The organism is Neorhizobium huautlense (assembly GCF_030811685.1).
Taxonomy (GTDB): Bacteria; Pseudomonadota; Alphaproteobacteria; order Rhizobiales; family Rhizobiaceae; genus Neorhizobium; species Neorhizobium huautlense_A.
In genome coordinates this window covers 151,908-166,268 of the sequence record NZ_JAUSRF010000002.1, presented here as the reverse complement: position 1 = coordinate 166,268, position 14,361 = coordinate 151,908, and the positions used below count along the sequence as shown (strand labels likewise).

Here is a 14,361-nt window from a genome sequence, read left to right as displayed (position 1 = left end):
TAAATAATTGATTTTGTTGAAAAAGAATGGATAGCAAAAACAGAACTTGAAATATCATTTGGCTTTTGCAACGTTTTCACAATGTCGTGCGGCCTCCAGCTAGCCGTGCGTCGTGGAGGAGGATTGCTTATGCCGCTGGAGGATCTTGAGGAGCGCCGGCCCGCACGACGCACGAAAGGTGCCGGACGCGGTAGCGATGCCGCCAAACCCACATTGAGAACGATTGCCGAGCTGACCGGCCTTGCCGTCACCACCGTGTCGCGGGCGCTGGCCGACGCACCACAGATAGCGCTCGAAACCCGCCAGCGCGTGGCGCAGGTGGCGGCCGAAATCGGTTACCTGCCGGACCGTGCTGCCCAGCGTCTGCGCACCGGCCGCACCAACGTCATCAGCCTGATCCTCGATCCGCACGAGGAAATCCTCGGTTACGCCACATCGATGATCAAGGGCGTTACGGCGGCCCTGCGCGGCACGCCCTATCACCTCGTCATATCACCGCATTTTTCCGACAGCCCGCAAATCGAGCCGGTCGAGCACATCATTCGCAACCGGCTTGCCGACGGCATCATCTTCACCCGCACCGAGCCGATGGACCAGCGCGTCAAACTTCTGATGCAGAACGACTTTCCGTTTATCTGTCATGGCCGCACGGAACTGGCGACACCACATCCCTTCGTCGATTACGACAATTACGATTTCGCCTATCGGGCCGCCAAAAAGCTAATCGCCTCCGGCTGTGCAAAACTGACGATCGTGCTGCCGCCGGAGACTTTCACTTTCGCCCACCACATGCGCCACGGTTTCATGACGGCGGTGCGCGAGGAAGGCGTCGGTTTCGAGATCGCCACCGGCATTACGCTGGACAGCAAGTCGGACGATATAAGACGTTATTTCGACAAGCGGCTGAGCCAGCCCTCGCCGCCGGACGGCTTTGTCTGCGGTGGTGAAGTGGTGGCGATGGCGATCATGGCCGCATGCTACGACCACGGTCTATTGCCCGGCCGCGAGGTGGACTTTGTCGCCAAGCAGACGTCCGGGCTGTTCGACCAGATCCGCCCAAGGGTGGAGACGATTTATGAGGATCTGACCGAGGCTGGATTGCTGATGGGGCAATTGCTGTTGCGGCGCATCGCTGGACCGGTGGCGGTCGGCGAATTGCAGCATTTGCAGAGGCTGGCCGAGGAACTGCCCCCCTCTCCGCCGTCATCCCGGCCTTGAGCCGGGATCCAGCGATCGCGCGTCTGCGCGGTCAAAGAGTCTTTCCAGCCCAAAGACTTGGGCTGGCTGGATCCCCGCCACAAGGGCGAGGATGACGATGGTGGAGGTTTCACACCCGAGGCGAAACCCTCAATCCTCTTCCTGGAACACCACTTCGCGCTTGGCCTTGACCGCCGGCAGGAAGACCACGACCAGAACCAGCGCCGCGATCAACAGCAGGCCAGCACTGATCGGCCGGGTAACAAAGGTGGTCGCATCACCTCGCGAAAGGATCATCGCTCGCCGCAGGTTTTCCTCCAGCAGCGGGCCGAGCACGAAGCCAAGCAGCAGCGGCGCCGGCTCGCAGCGCAGTTTCACCAGCACGTAACCGATGAAGCCGAAAAACGCGACGGCATAGAGGTCGTAAACGTTTGAATTAACGCTATAAACCCCGATCGAGCAGAAGGCCATGATGATCGGGAACAGCACGTAATAAGGAATGGTCAGGAGTTTTACCCACAGCCCGATCAGCGGCAGGTTGAGGATGACCAGCATCAGGTTGCCGATCCACATCGAGGCGATGATGCCCCAGAACAGAGCCGGCTGTTCGGTCGCGACATTCGGACCGGGCACGATGCCCTGGATGATCATCGCGCCGATCATCAGCGCCATGACAGGGTTGGCCGGAATGCCGAGGGTCAGAAGCGGAATGAACGAGGTCTGCGCACCCGCATTGTTGGCACTTTCAGGCCCTGCCACGCCGGCAATTGCGCCATGGCCGAACTCCTCCGGATGTTTGGAAACCTTCTTTTCGATCGTATAGGAAGCGAATGCCGCCAGCACGGCACCGCCGCCCGGCAGGATGCCGAGAATGGAGCCGACCGCCGTGCCGCGCAGGATAGGGGCGATCATCGCCCGAAAATCCTCGCGGCTCGGCATCAGCCCGCTGACCTTGGACATCAGAACCGAGCGCGTGCTTTCGTTTTCGAGATTGCGCAGGATTTCGGCAATACCGAAGATACCGACGGCGACGGCGACAAAATTCAGGCCGTCGGAATATTCACGAATGCCGAGCGTGAAGCGTGGCGCACCTGTGTAAATGTCGGTGCCGACAAGGCCCAGCAACAAGCCGAGCGACACCATGGCCAGCGCCTTGATGATAGATCCATGCGCCAGCGCGATGGAGGAGACGAGGCCGACCACCATCAGCGAGAAATATTCGGCGGCGCCGAATTTCAGAGCCACTTCGGTGAGCGGCGGCGCAAAGATGGCAACGAGGAAGGTCGACACCGTGCCCGCGAAAAACGAGCCGATGGCAGCGATTGCCAGTGCGGCGCCTGCCTTGCCCTTGCGTGCCAGCTGGTAACCGTCGATGGCGGTCACGGCCGACGAGGATTCCCCCGGCATATTGATGAGAATGGCGGTGGTGGAGCCGCCATATTGCGCGCCGTAATAGATGCCGGCCAGCATGATCAGCGAGGAGACCGGCTCCAGCTGAAAGGTGATCGGCAACAGCATGGCGATGGTGGCGGTGGCACCGATACCCGGCAACACGCCGATCAACGTGCCGAGCAGCACGCCGATCAGGCAGAAAAGCAGGTTTTCGATGGAGCCTGCGGTCGAAAATCCGAGCGCGAGATTGCTGAAAAGTTCCATGTCGCGCTGATCCTAATAACCGAGCCAGGGGCCGAAAATGCGGAAAGGCAGGCCGAGGCCATAGGTGAATACCAGTATCGAGAAGATCGTGATCGCTACCGACAGGGCGATCGCCGGCAACACTTTCATGCGTGATGAGGCAAAGCAGGCCAAGAAGGAGCAGATAAACAGCGACGGACCGAAACCGAGGCCGCGCACGGTGATGCCGAACAGGATGGGTGCGGCGAGAATGAAGAACATGCCGCGCCAGGCGATGCCGCTGATCGGCTCATGCACCACCCGCAGCGACTGCACCAGAATGATGACGCCGAACAGGATGAGGGCAAGCGCCAGGATGAACGGGAAATAACCCGGCCCCATGCGAAACGCCGTGCCGAGTTCGAGATCGAGCGATTGCAGGGCAAAAAAGATGCCGAGGCCGACAAAGATCAGCCCGCAGATGAGATTGGTTCTGTCGAATTTCAGAGAGTTCATGGTGTCTCCGATGCGTGTGGATCGGGTGATTTTGTCGTCTGCCTCCAGAGGTTTCGTCCCCTCGTGACCAGAGCTGTCGCATGTTGATTTCGGCGATGCCGTTCGGCCGATCTCCCCCCTTGAGGGGGAGATGCCCGGCAGGGCAGAGGGGGGTGGTTCCGGCGACATGCCATTTCCCACGTCTCCGCCGCACCGTTGCTTACCCCCCTCTGTCACCTTTCGGTGACATCTCCCCCTCAAGGGGGGAGATCACGGGGAGCACGCGGCTCCATCACAATTTCAAAGCGATTGCCTTCCACATGCTGCAGGGTTGAAGACAGGCAACGACCAGCAAAAAACCTCAGTCCGCGTACTGGCCGGCCGCCTTGATGACCGGTTCCCAACGGGCGATTTCGCTTTCCAGCTTCGCCTTCAGCGCAGCCGGCGTGCCATCCGTTTCCGGCGAAGGCAGCGTGCCGAGTTCGGCAAAACGGGAAGCGATGTTCGGGTCCTTCAGGGCCACCTGCAAGGCCTTCGACAGGCGCTCATTGGCCTCTGCCGGCGTGCCCTTCGGCGTGTAGATACCGTGCCAGATGCCCACCTGCATGGCCGGCATGCCTTCTTCGGCAACCGTCGGGATATCCTTGAAGATCGCAAGACGTTCCGGCGAGGTGACGGCATAGGCCTTGATCGTGCCGCCCTGGATCTGCTTGGTGGTGTTGGTGGTCTGGTCGCACATGATATCCACCTGACCGCCCAAAAGGTCGGTCATCGCCGGGCCGGTGCCCTTGTAGGGCACGGTGACGAGAGGCGTTTCGATGGCCGACATGAACAGCATGCCGCACAGGTGCGAGGCAGCGCCGATACCGGCATTGGCCACCGTCACCTTGTCGCTATTGGCCTTGGCATATTCCACCAGACCCTTGAAATCCTTGACGTCGAGATCCTTGCGAGCAACGACGGTCATCGGCACGTCGGTGACGAGGCCGACATATTCGAAGGCATTCAGCGTGTCATAAGGCAGCTTGCGGTAAAGCGTGGCGCTTGTGGCCATGCCGATATGGTGCAGAAGCACGGTGTAACCATCGGCATCGGCATTGGCGACACGACCCGCACCCAGCGTGCCACCGGCGCCGCCGACATTTTCGACGATGATCTGCTGGCCGAGATCCTTCGACATGGATTCGGCGACAAGACGCGCCACCGTATCGGTCGGGCCACCGGCCGCGAACGGCACGACCATGGTGATCGAGCGTGTCGGATAGGTCTGCGCGAAAGCGGCAGACGCGATGACGCCAGCCGTTGCAAAGGCCGCGGCGCCCAGAATCGTATTCAGGATTTTCATCGTTACCCTCCCAGATAAACTTGACCGAACGGTCACGGCTCCTCCCGCTGCGTCCGAATGTTTTATCTGTCCGCAGCTTGAGGACGCCGCGCAATAAACCGCTTTGCACTTGCCAGTTTTTCGGGGGGATCAGAGAGGGCAATGGGTGGAATTTCACCCATGACGGGCATGGCATGGGTGGATTTCGACACATCGGGTTTATGAGCTGGCCGAGTACGGTGCGACATCCTCCCTTCTCCCCGTTTTACGGGGGTCCGGAGGACGGGACGGGGCAAGCGACCCGTCCCCGGTAGGTGCCGGCAGGCGGATGAGGGGCAAAGGCCGCGAACTCAGAGCTTGAGGCCGCCCCTCATCCCCTCGCTTTCGCTCCGGACCTTCTCCCCGCGCGCGGGGATGAAGAGGCAAGCCGCACCCTCAAACTTCCAAACTCACCCCTCTAAATCACCTCCTACCCCCAACTCCGCCCCCAGCAATTTCTTGTCCAGCCCATGCCGCTGCATCTTTTCGTAAAGCGTCTTGCGGGAAATGCCGAGCTGTTCATAGACGGGCCTCAGCGCCCCGCCATGGGCGGCAATCGCATCGGCAATCACGGTGCGCTCGTATGCCGCCACCCGTTCCGCCAGACGCCCTTCCGGTGATTTCCCCACACCCGGAATGTCAGCCGGATTGAGATCGAGCCCGAGCACCAGCCGGTCGGCGGCATTGCGCAATTCACGGACATTGCCCGGCCAGTCGCGTTGCGCCACGGCCGACAGGAGTTCGTGCGAGATCGGATGATCCTCGCGGCCATAACGCGCCGCCGCCTCACGCACCAATTGCAGGTATAGCAACGGGATATCGGCCCGTCGTTCCCGCAAGGACGGCACGTAAACGGTCGCGACATTCAGCCGGTAAAGAAGATCGGCGCGAAAACGCCCGGCCAGCACTTCCGCCTCCAGATCGACCTTGCTCGTCGCGATAAAACGCACGTCCAATTCCACCGTCTCGTTGGAGCCGAGGCGGTTGATCACCCGCTCCTGCAAAACCCGCAGGAATTTCGCCTGCAAGTCAAAAGGCATGGAACCGATCTCGTCGAGCAAAATGGTCCCGCCCCGCCCGTGTTCGAATTTGCCGTAACGCGGCCGCAGCGCCCCCGGAAAAGCGCCCGGCTCATGGCCGAAAAGTTCGCTCTCGATGAGGTTTTCCGGCAGCGCCGCGCAGTTGATGGCAACGAAAGGCCGGTTGGCGCGTGGGCTGACATCGTGCAGGGCGCGTGCCACCACTTCCTTGCCCGCCCCGGTTTCGCCGATGACCAGCGTATCGGCATCCGTCGGCCCTATGGCGCGAATGGCATAACGCAGATCGACCATGGCCTGCGTGCGCCCCGGCAGCCGGGTTTCGAGATCGTCACGCTTGCCCGCCACCGCCTTCAGACGGCGGTTTTCCAGCACCAGCGCTCGGCGATCGAGCGCCCTGCGGATGATGCCGGCCAGATGCTGGATGGTGAACGGTTTTTCGAGGAAGTCATACGCCCCCTCGCGCATTGCCTTCACGGCCAGCTGCACATCGCCATGGCCGGTGACAAGAATGACCGGAATTTCCGCATCGAGTTCACGGATCCGGTGCAGCAGCGTCATGCCATCCAGCCCCGGCATGCGGATATCACTGACGACGATACCGTCGAAACTGAACCCGGTCAGTTCCAGCACATGATCGGCATTGGAAAAGGTCTGCACTTGCAGTCCCGCCAGTTCCAGCGCCTGGCTGGTGGAGCGTCGCAATTCCTCCTCGTCATCGATCAGAAGCACGCGCTGCTCGCTCATTCGGCAGCCCTCCCGATGGCGGCATCGGCCGAGGTGAGTTCGATGGCAAATACCGCACCGCCCTGCGGGTGATCGGTCACGCTGAGGCTGCCGCCAAAATCCTTGATGATGTTGTAGGAGATGGAAAGACCAAGCCCTAACCCCTTGCCCACACCCTTGGTGGTATAAAAGGGATCAAAAATCCGCTCGCGAATGGCGACCGGCACGCCCGGACCATGATCGCGCACGCTGATCACCACGCGCCCGTCATCGCTGCGTGTGGCGGAGACGATAATCCGCCGGTCCTCCAGCCCCTCGATGGCATCGGCGGCATTGGTGATGATGTTGACCAGAACCTGTTGCAGGCGCACGGCACCGGCCAGTACCACCGGCGGCGGCCTATCCATCTCGATCGTCAGGACCGCATCGGCAGCGCGCAGCCGGGCATCGACGATTTCCAGCGTGTCGCGCATCACATCGTCGAAGGACACGACCGACAGCTTTTCCTCCGGCTTGCGGGCGAAATTGCGCAGGTGTCGGCTGATCGAGGCCATGCGGTCGATCAGCGCGGAAATGCGCCGCAGATTGTCGCTCGCCTCACCCGGCCGGCCGCGCTCGATCAGCAGCGCCGCGCTGTCCGCATAGGTTTTGGTTGCAGCCAGCGGCTGGTTGAATTCGTGGCTCAGCGCCGCCGACATCTGCCCCAGCCCCGCCAGTTTTCCGGCCTGGATGAGGTCCGCCTGCGTGCGCCGCAAGCGCCTTTCGGTCAGTCGGCGTTCGGCGATTTCCTGCTTGATCTGACCATTGACGCGGGCGAGATCGGCGGTGCGTTCCTCCACCCGGCGTTCCAGATTTTCCTGCGCTTCGGCCTGCAGTTTGATGCGTTCCGCCAGCCGCATGCGCCGCTGCACCAGAATGGCGCCGCCGAGAAAGGCGAGGCAGACGAGAAGAACCGCAACGATGGTGGCAATCTGCGCCTGCGTGCGGACGGACGCCGTATCCATCAGCACCGCCACCGTCCAGCCCGCTTCCGGCATGGGTTGCGACAGGACCAGAAATTCCTTCTCCGTCCCCTCTTCCGAAATCGACAGCATGGCGTGCTCACCATCCTGAGCGCGCTGAACGGGAAGTTCGCGCAGAACCGCATCGGAATAACGACGGGACGCTTTCGAATTGGCCAGCCGCTCCGGCGTCAGCGGCCAAAAACTGCTGTAGAGCCAGTTCGGCGTGCCGGTCATGAAGATGATGCCTTCGGGATCGGACACGACAATGCGGCTGTCGCTATTGCCCCACGAGGCCTCGATACCGTCGATATCGACCTTGAAGACGATGACGCCATAAATCGTGCCGCCGATTTCGATCGGTGAGGAGAAGTAATAGCCACGTTTGGCGGACGTGGTGCCGAGCGCATAAAAGCGCGATTGCTGCCCGGCCGCCGCCTCCTGAAAGTAAGGTCGGTAACTGAAATTTTCGCCGACAAAACTCGTATCGCTGTCAAAGTTGCTGGCTGCGATCGTCATGCCGTCCAGGGTCATCACATAGATATCCGAGGATTTCAGAAGCGCGTTTATCTCTTTCAGATAGAGATTGGTGGCATCGCGCAGGCCCTCATTGGCGGGATCGACGATCAACGCCTCGACATCGTCATGGTCGGCAATCAGCGCCGGAAGCGCCTCGAAGCGACGCAAGTGTCCGTCGAGCGCGGAAACAGCAAGGCGCAAGGTCGTGCCGGCCTGTTCGGATGCCTCGCGCATGTAACTTCGCCCGGCAACATGACTGCCGTGCACGATCAGCGCCAGCACCACGGCTGCCAGCCCGCCCACAATCAGGACAAAACGGTTTTTCAAGAAAGCCCGGGCTCCTCCTCCCGCACTTAGCGATAACATCATTGTAATGAAGACGTGAGGATTGTCACCACGCCGCAAAAGATCGTCCAAATTTGACGATTGAAAAATGCAGCTTTCGCGAGAAGCTGAACAGTGCTTATCTCTGCAACGGCTGCGAGCGCAGTGCGATCCTGTCTGGCCGCAGCATTCGAGAGGGAGTGGGGTTTCATGACATATCTGCTTGCGCTTCTCATCGGTGTGGTCGCCGGCCTCAGGGCCATGACCGCACCCGCCGCCATCAGCTGGGCCGCATATCTCGGCTGGCTCAATCTCTCCGGCACATGGCTGTCTTTCTTCGGCTCGGTCTGGGCCGTCGCCATCTTTTCCGTGCTTGCCATTGTCGAACTCGTCACCGATCAGTTACCCTCCACACCAAGCCGCAAGGTGCCGCAGCAGTTTGGCGCACGCCTCGTCATGGGTGCGCTGACCGGGGCCGCCATCGGTGCCGGCAGCGGCGTGTGGATCGGCGGGCTGGTTGCCGGCATCATCGGTGCGGTCATCGGCACCTATGGCGGGGCAGCAGTGCGCGCCAAACTCGCTGCGGCCTTCAAAAAGGACCTGCCGGCAGCGCTGATCGAGGACGCGATCGCTATTATCGGCGCCTATCTGATCATCTCCGCCATCCCGGCCGCAGTGGTCATGCCATGATCCAGAAATTCGACGCCATCATCATCGGCACCGGTCAGGCAGGTCCTTCGCTGGCCGGCCGCCTGACCGAGGCCGGGCAGACGGTCGCCGTCATCGAACGCAAGCTCGTCGGCGGCACCTGCGTCAATACCGGCTGCATGCCGACCAAGGCGCTGGTGGCGAGCGCCTACGCCGCCCACCTCGCCCGTCGTGGTGCGGATTACGGCGTGACGATCGGTGGCGATATTTCCATCGACATGAAACGGGTCAAGCAGCGCTCGCATCAGGTAACGCTGAATGCCCGCAACAACAACGAGACATGGCTGCGCGGCATGCAGCGCTGCACCTTCATCGAAGGCCACGCCCGGCTGGAAAGTCCCAACACGGTGCGCATCGGCGATCAGACGATCACCGCTCCAAAAATCTTCCTCAATGTCGGCGGCCGCGCCGCCATTCCGGATTTTCCCGGCATCGATGAAGTCCCTTATCTCACCAACACCTCGATCGTGATGCTGGAGCATGTGCCAGAACATCTGGTTGTGGTGGGCGGCAGTTATATCGGTCTGGAATTCGCGCAGATTTTTCGACGTTTTGGCGCGGAAGTCACCGTCGTCGAAAAAGGCCCGCGTCTGGTGTCCCGCGAGGACGAGGACGTATCGGATGCGGTGCGAAAAATTCTCGAGGCCGAGGGCATCACGGTACGCACCGGCGCTGAATGCATCCGTTTTCGCCCCCATGAAAACGGCATCGCGGTTGGCGTGAACTGCACCGAGGGTGACCCCGAAGTGATCGGTTCGGATGTGCTGCTCGCCGTCGGTCGCCGCCCCAATACGGATGATCTCGGCCTCGACAAGGCCGGCGTCGAAACGGATGAGCGCGGCTATATCAAGGTCGATGACGATCTTGCCACCAATGTCGAAGGCATCTGGGCCTTGGGAGATTGCAATGGTCGCGGCGCCTTCACCCACACCGCCTACAATGATTTCGAAATCGTCGCCGCCAATCTGCTCGATGGCGAGAACCGAAAAGTCTCCGAGCGCATCCTCGGTTACGCACTTTACATCGACCCGCCGTTCGGCCGTGTCGGCCTGACGGAAAAGCAGGCGCGAGACAGCGGCAAAAACATCCTTGTCGGCACGCGACCGATGAGCCGCGTCGGCCGCGCCATCGAAAAGGGCGAGACGCAGGGCTTCATGAAGATCATCGCCGATGCCGACACGCGAAAAATCCTCGGGGCCTCCATTCTCGGCACCGGCGGCGATGAGGCGATCCATGGCGTGCTCGACATGATGAATGCCGGTGCGCCTTACGATGCCTTGCGCTGGGCGGTGCCGATCCACCCGACCGTTTCCGAGCTTTGGCCGACGCTGATACTGTCGATGCGCCAGCCTTAACCGGCAATTTACCGCGTTTTACATCTGCGCGGGAGAAACGCCCCCCATTAACCGCCCTTGCAGCCGGGTTTGCTTAGGTGAGTTCTGGTGCTGAGGGTTTTTCATGTGTGGTTTTGCGGGCTTTCTGGGTGATGGCGTGCCGATGGAGCAGTCGCAAGGACTGCTGACGTCGATGGCGCAGGCAATCGCCCATCGCGGCCCCGACGAACGCGGCATCCATGCCATCCCCGGTCTCGGCCTTGCCCATGTGCGCCTGTCGATCGTCGGTCTCGGCGATGGCCAGCAGCCCATGCACCTAAAGGACGGCGACGAAGACCTCACCATCGTCTTCAACGGCGAGATCTACAATTACGTCGAACTGCGCGACGAGCTGAAGGCGGCCGGCCATCGGTTCCGCACCGGCTCGGATACCGAAGTCATCCTGCATCTCTATCAGGCTTATGGCGATGACTGCCTGCAGCGCCTCAACGGCGATTTCGCCTTCGCCATCTGGGATGCCCGCCGCCACCGCATGTTTCTGGCGCGCGACCGCATGGGTGTCCGCCCGCTGTTTTATGCAGCACGCAACGGCACATTCTATTTCGCCTCCGAGGTGAAGGCGCTGCTGCAGGTGCCCGGCATCGTCGCCGAACTCGATCCTTTCGCGCTCGACCAGATCTTTACGCTCTGGGCACCGATCGCACCCCGCACCGCTTTTCGCGACATCTTTGAGCTGGAACCGGCAAACCGCATCATCATCGAAAACGGCAGTATTGATATCCGCCCTTACTGGCAGCCGAAATTTGCCGATGCCGGCGATCATGTCGCAATCGCCGAAGACGACGCGGTGGAAGAACTGCGCGCGCTTTTGACCGATGCCACGGCCTTGCGCATGCGCGCCGATGTACCGGTCGGCGCCTATCTGTCCGGTGGTCTGGACAGTTCGCTGATCACCGCAATCGCAGCACCGATGGCGCCTTCCGGCCTCGACACATTCTCCGTCACCTTCGACAGCCCGGAACATGACGAAAGCCTGCACCAGATGGCAGTCGCCATGGCGCTCGGCACACGCCACAACGCCATCACCTGCGGCCCGACAGAAATCGCCGGCAGTTTTCCCGATGTCATTCGCTACACCGAACGGCCGGTCATTCGTACCGCCCCAGCGCCCCTCTTCAAGCTCTCCGGTCTTGTCCGCGAAAACGGCATGAAGGTCGTTTTGACCGGTGAAGGTGCCGACGAAGTGTTTGCCGGCTACGACATTTTCAAGGAAGCCAAGGTGCGCCGTTTTTGCGCCCGCCAGCCGGGTTCAAAGATCCGACCCCATCTGTTCAAGAAACTCTACCCCTACCTGCCCGGCCTGAAACAGCAGTCCGCCAGCTATCTCTCCTCCTTTTTCGGCGTGACGAAGGATGACGTGAACGACCCTCTGTTTGCGCTGCGCCCGCGCCTGCGCAATACCGGATCGGCCAAAATCTTCTTCTCCGAAACCCTGAAGCAACAACTCGCGGGTTATGACGCGGCGGAAGAACTGGCCTCGCGCCTGCCTGCCGATTTTTCGCGCTGGCATGTGCTCAATCAGGCGCAATATCTGGAAATGCGCTTTCTGCTGCCGGGTTACATTCTCTCCAGCCAGGGCGACCGCATGGCGATGGCGCATGGCATCGAGGGACGTTTCCCTTTCCTCGATCACCGCCTCGTGGAATTCGCCAACCGCCTGCCGCCCGGTCTCAAGCTCAAGGGGCTGGAGGAAAAACACATCCTGCGCCGCGTTGCGCGCGACCTTCTGCCGCCCGTGGTCGCCAACCGTCCAAAGCAGCCCTATCGCGCACCGGACAGCGCCTCTTTCTCGACCAGTGCCGGACAGGCCTATGTCCCTGCGATCCTCAACGAAACGGCGATTGCCGAAGGTGGATTGTTCGATCCTGCGGCCGTTGCCATGCTCGCTCGCAAATGTGCCGCGAAACCGGCAACCGGTTTTCGTGACAACGCCGCCTTTGTCGGCATCCTTTCGACCGAACTCTGGCGCCGCGCCTTTGTCACGCCCGTGCTCGGCGCCTCGCAGGCGGCATGAGGTTTCCACAGTTTGTCAAAGCCGACAAATAATCAACATTGCTAAATTAACCTGTTTTTCATGCGATTGAAACATTCTGGAGGGGTGTGAATTCTTCCCGCGCGCGGGATGGAGGATGAGTATGTTCCGCTCCAACGAGCCTGAAGACAATCGCCGTGCAGTGCGGGGAAATGCCGCTTTGAAGCGTGCGCCATCGACCGGCTCGTTGCTCGATCAAGCGGAATCGGACCCCGCCTCAAACGACGCCGAACCGGTGCGCCGCACTTATCGTGACAATCGGCCCGCGCTGGAAAGCGCACCGCAGCCGGATCCCGCATGGGATGACGATGGCTCTTCCGCGCTGGAGGCCCGCCTGCAGGCACAGTGGCAGAGCGTGACGCAGATCGGCATCGGCCATGTGTTGCGCTGGCTGCAGCGCGGCGTGGCGCTTATCCTGTTCATGGCCATTCTCGGCGCGGTCATCGCCTTCGGCTACACGGCCACGACAACACCGCGCTACACCGTGTTTACCGACCTGATCGTCGATCCGTCCAACTTCAACGTCACACCCGACGATCTCACCGCCGTCAACCCGCAGCGGGATTCGCAGCTTCTCGAAGTCGACAGCAAGATCCGCGTCATGACCTCCGGCAATGTGCTGCGTCAGGTCATTCGCGACATGAAGCTGACCGAGGATACCGAATTCTTCAAACCCAGCCTCCTCTCCTCGCTTCTCGGCAGCAGCGGGGGCGACACCTCGCAGGAAGCCCGCGAATTGTCGGTTCAGCGTGCGCTCGAGGAACGCATCAAGGCGACGCGTGAGGAACGTTCCTTCGTTGTCGTCCTGTCGGTCTGGACCTCGGATCCGGAAAAATCCATCCGACTGTCGAATGCTGTGGTCGAAGCGTTTCAGGCGCAGCTTTTCCAGTCGTCTTCAGAAAGTGCCGGCCGTATTGCCGCCAGCATCAATGCCCGTCTCGACGAGTTGCGGACATCCGTCACCGCGTCGGAAGAGAAGGTCGAGCAGTTCAAGCGTGACAACAAGCTGCAATCGAGCGCCGGCGAGCTGACCAGCAGCCGCATTTCCAGCGCGCTCGACACACAGGTTCTCGATGCGCAGCAGCGGCTGATCCAGGCCGAGGCACGTTATAATCAGATGCGCGCAGCCGTTGCCGATCGCCGCACCGCCAGCGCCAGCATTTTCGATTCCGCCGCCATGACGACGATGCGCGGCAATTTCACCGTTCTGGAACAGCAGATCGGTGCCATGGCCCGCACCTATGGCAGCCGCCATCCGCGCCTTGTCGCCCTGCAATCGGAACGCGCCACGCTGGAAAACGCGATTGCCGAGGAAGCCGACCGTATTCTGCAGCAGGCAAAACAGGACAGCGATCAGGCCCGCGCCACGCTGGCGCAGCTGCGCAGCCGCTCGGACAGCGAACGCGCCACCGTCTACACCAACAATGATGCGCAGGTGCAGTTGCGCGAGCTGGAACGCGATGCCCGCGCCAAGGCCGCCGTTTACGAAACCTATCTCGCCCGCACCAACCAGATCAGCGAACGGCAGGAAATCGACACTAGCAATGTGCGGGTGATCTCCAATCCGGTTCCGCCGAAGTCGAAAAGCTGGCCTCCGGCGACGCCGGTTCTGATCGCCGGTGGCGCCATTGCCGGTGCGATCATCGGCACCGGTCTTGCTCTGGTTTTCGGCCTTCTCGGTTATCTCCGAAACGCCCGTCCGCGCTACATTTCCGCCTGATTTGACGCGGTTTTGGACGAGTTTTGAGGGTCGAAAACGGCATCTCGCAATTTTGTGAAAAGCAGGTCATCGGGCGTTTTTGTCTATGAGAAACGCCGGAACATCGTCAATAAACCGAATGTTTTCAGCGTTTTGGCACGAGGAATAGCTGACAGGGATTCATAACGGCACCAGAAGCCCGCTCAGCCCTGCATCCTGCCCGCGTCCGTTACCGTACCGCAGCATGCATTT

General features: G+C 61.0%; 10 protein-coding genes. 5 read left to right on the top strand and 5 right to left on the bottom strand.

All coding sequences use genetic code 11. The features are described from left to right. Positions 1-129 precede the first annotated feature (129 nt). Positions 130-1,218, top strand: a complete 1,089-nt coding sequence (locus J2T09_RS03380) for a LacI family transcriptional regulator (protein ID WP_306831095.1) — start codon at positions 130-132, stop codon at positions 1,216-1,218. Positions 1,219-1,347: 129 nt separating this feature from the next. On the opposite strand, the gene J2T09_RS03375 is transcribed toward J2T09_RS03380, so the two are convergent. The 5 genes from J2T09_RS03375 to J2T09_RS03355 all read right to left on the bottom strand — a co-directional run bounded on the left by J2T09_RS03375 (position 1,348) and on the right by J2T09_RS03355 (position 8,279). Further along, the gene (locus J2T09_RS03375; RefSeq protein ID WP_306831093.1) at positions 1,348-2,853 is read right to left on the bottom strand and encodes a tripartite tricarboxylate transporter permease; all 1,506 of its coding nucleotides are present in this window, start codon (positions 2,851-2,853) and stop codon (positions 1,348-1,350) included. Between the two features lie 12 nt (positions 2,854-2,865). After that, positions 2,866-3,327 carry a tripartite tricarboxylate transporter TctB family protein gene (locus J2T09_RS03370; RefSeq protein WP_306831091.1) on the bottom strand — a complete coding sequence of 154 codons (462 nt, stop codon included), beginning with the start codon at positions 3,325-3,327 and terminating at the stop codon, positions 2,866-2,868. A gap of 340 nt (positions 3,328-3,667) precedes the next feature. After that, positions 3,668-4,651, bottom strand: a complete 984-nt coding sequence (locus tag J2T09_RS03365) for a tripartite tricarboxylate transporter substrate-binding protein (RefSeq protein ID WP_306831089.1) — start codon at positions 4,649-4,651, stop codon at positions 3,668-3,670. A 428-nt stretch (positions 4,652-5,079) separates the two neighbouring features. After that, positions 5,080-6,453, bottom strand: a complete 1,374-nt coding sequence (locus J2T09_RS03360) for a sigma-54-dependent transcriptional regulator (RefSeq protein WP_306831087.1) — start codon at positions 6,451-6,453, stop codon at positions 5,080-5,082. Continuing rightward, positions 6,450-8,279, bottom strand: coding sequence for a sensor histidine kinase (locus J2T09_RS03355; RefSeq protein WP_306831085.1), 1,830 nt, complete (start codon positions 8,277-8,279; stop codon positions 6,450-6,452). The genes J2T09_RS03360 and J2T09_RS03355 overlap by 4 nt, the downstream gene beginning before the upstream one ends. Before the next feature lie 207 nt (positions 8,280-8,486). Between J2T09_RS03355 and J2T09_RS03350 the strand changes: the two genes are divergently transcribed. The 4 genes from J2T09_RS03350 to J2T09_RS03335 all read left to right on the top strand — a co-directional run bounded on the left by J2T09_RS03350 (position 8,487) and on the right by J2T09_RS03335 (position 14,130). After that, positions 8,487-8,966, top strand: coding sequence for a DUF4126 family protein (locus J2T09_RS03350; RefSeq protein ID WP_306831084.1), 480 nt, complete (start codon positions 8,487-8,489; stop codon positions 8,964-8,966). After that, positions 8,963-10,339, top strand: a complete 1,377-nt coding sequence (locus J2T09_RS03345; protein WP_306831081.1) for an FAD-containing oxidoreductase — start codon at positions 8,963-8,965, stop codon at positions 10,337-10,339. Before J2T09_RS03350 ends, J2T09_RS03345 begins: the two co-directional genes overlap by 4 nt. Before the next feature lie 103 nt (positions 10,340-10,442). Continuing rightward, positions 10,443-12,392 carry an asparagine synthase (glutamine-hydrolyzing) gene (gene asnB, locus J2T09_RS03340; protein ID WP_306831078.1) on the top strand — a complete coding sequence of 650 codons (1,950 nt, stop codon included), beginning with the start codon at positions 10,443-10,445 and terminating at the stop codon, positions 12,390-12,392. 121 nt (positions 12,393-12,513) lie between these two features. After that, on the top strand, positions 12,514-14,130 hold the full coding sequence (locus J2T09_RS03335) for a GumC family protein (RefSeq protein ID WP_373458372.1): 1,617 nt from the start codon (positions 12,514-12,516) through the stop codon (positions 14,128-14,130). The last annotated feature ends 231 nt before the right edge of the window (positions 14,131-14,361 follow it).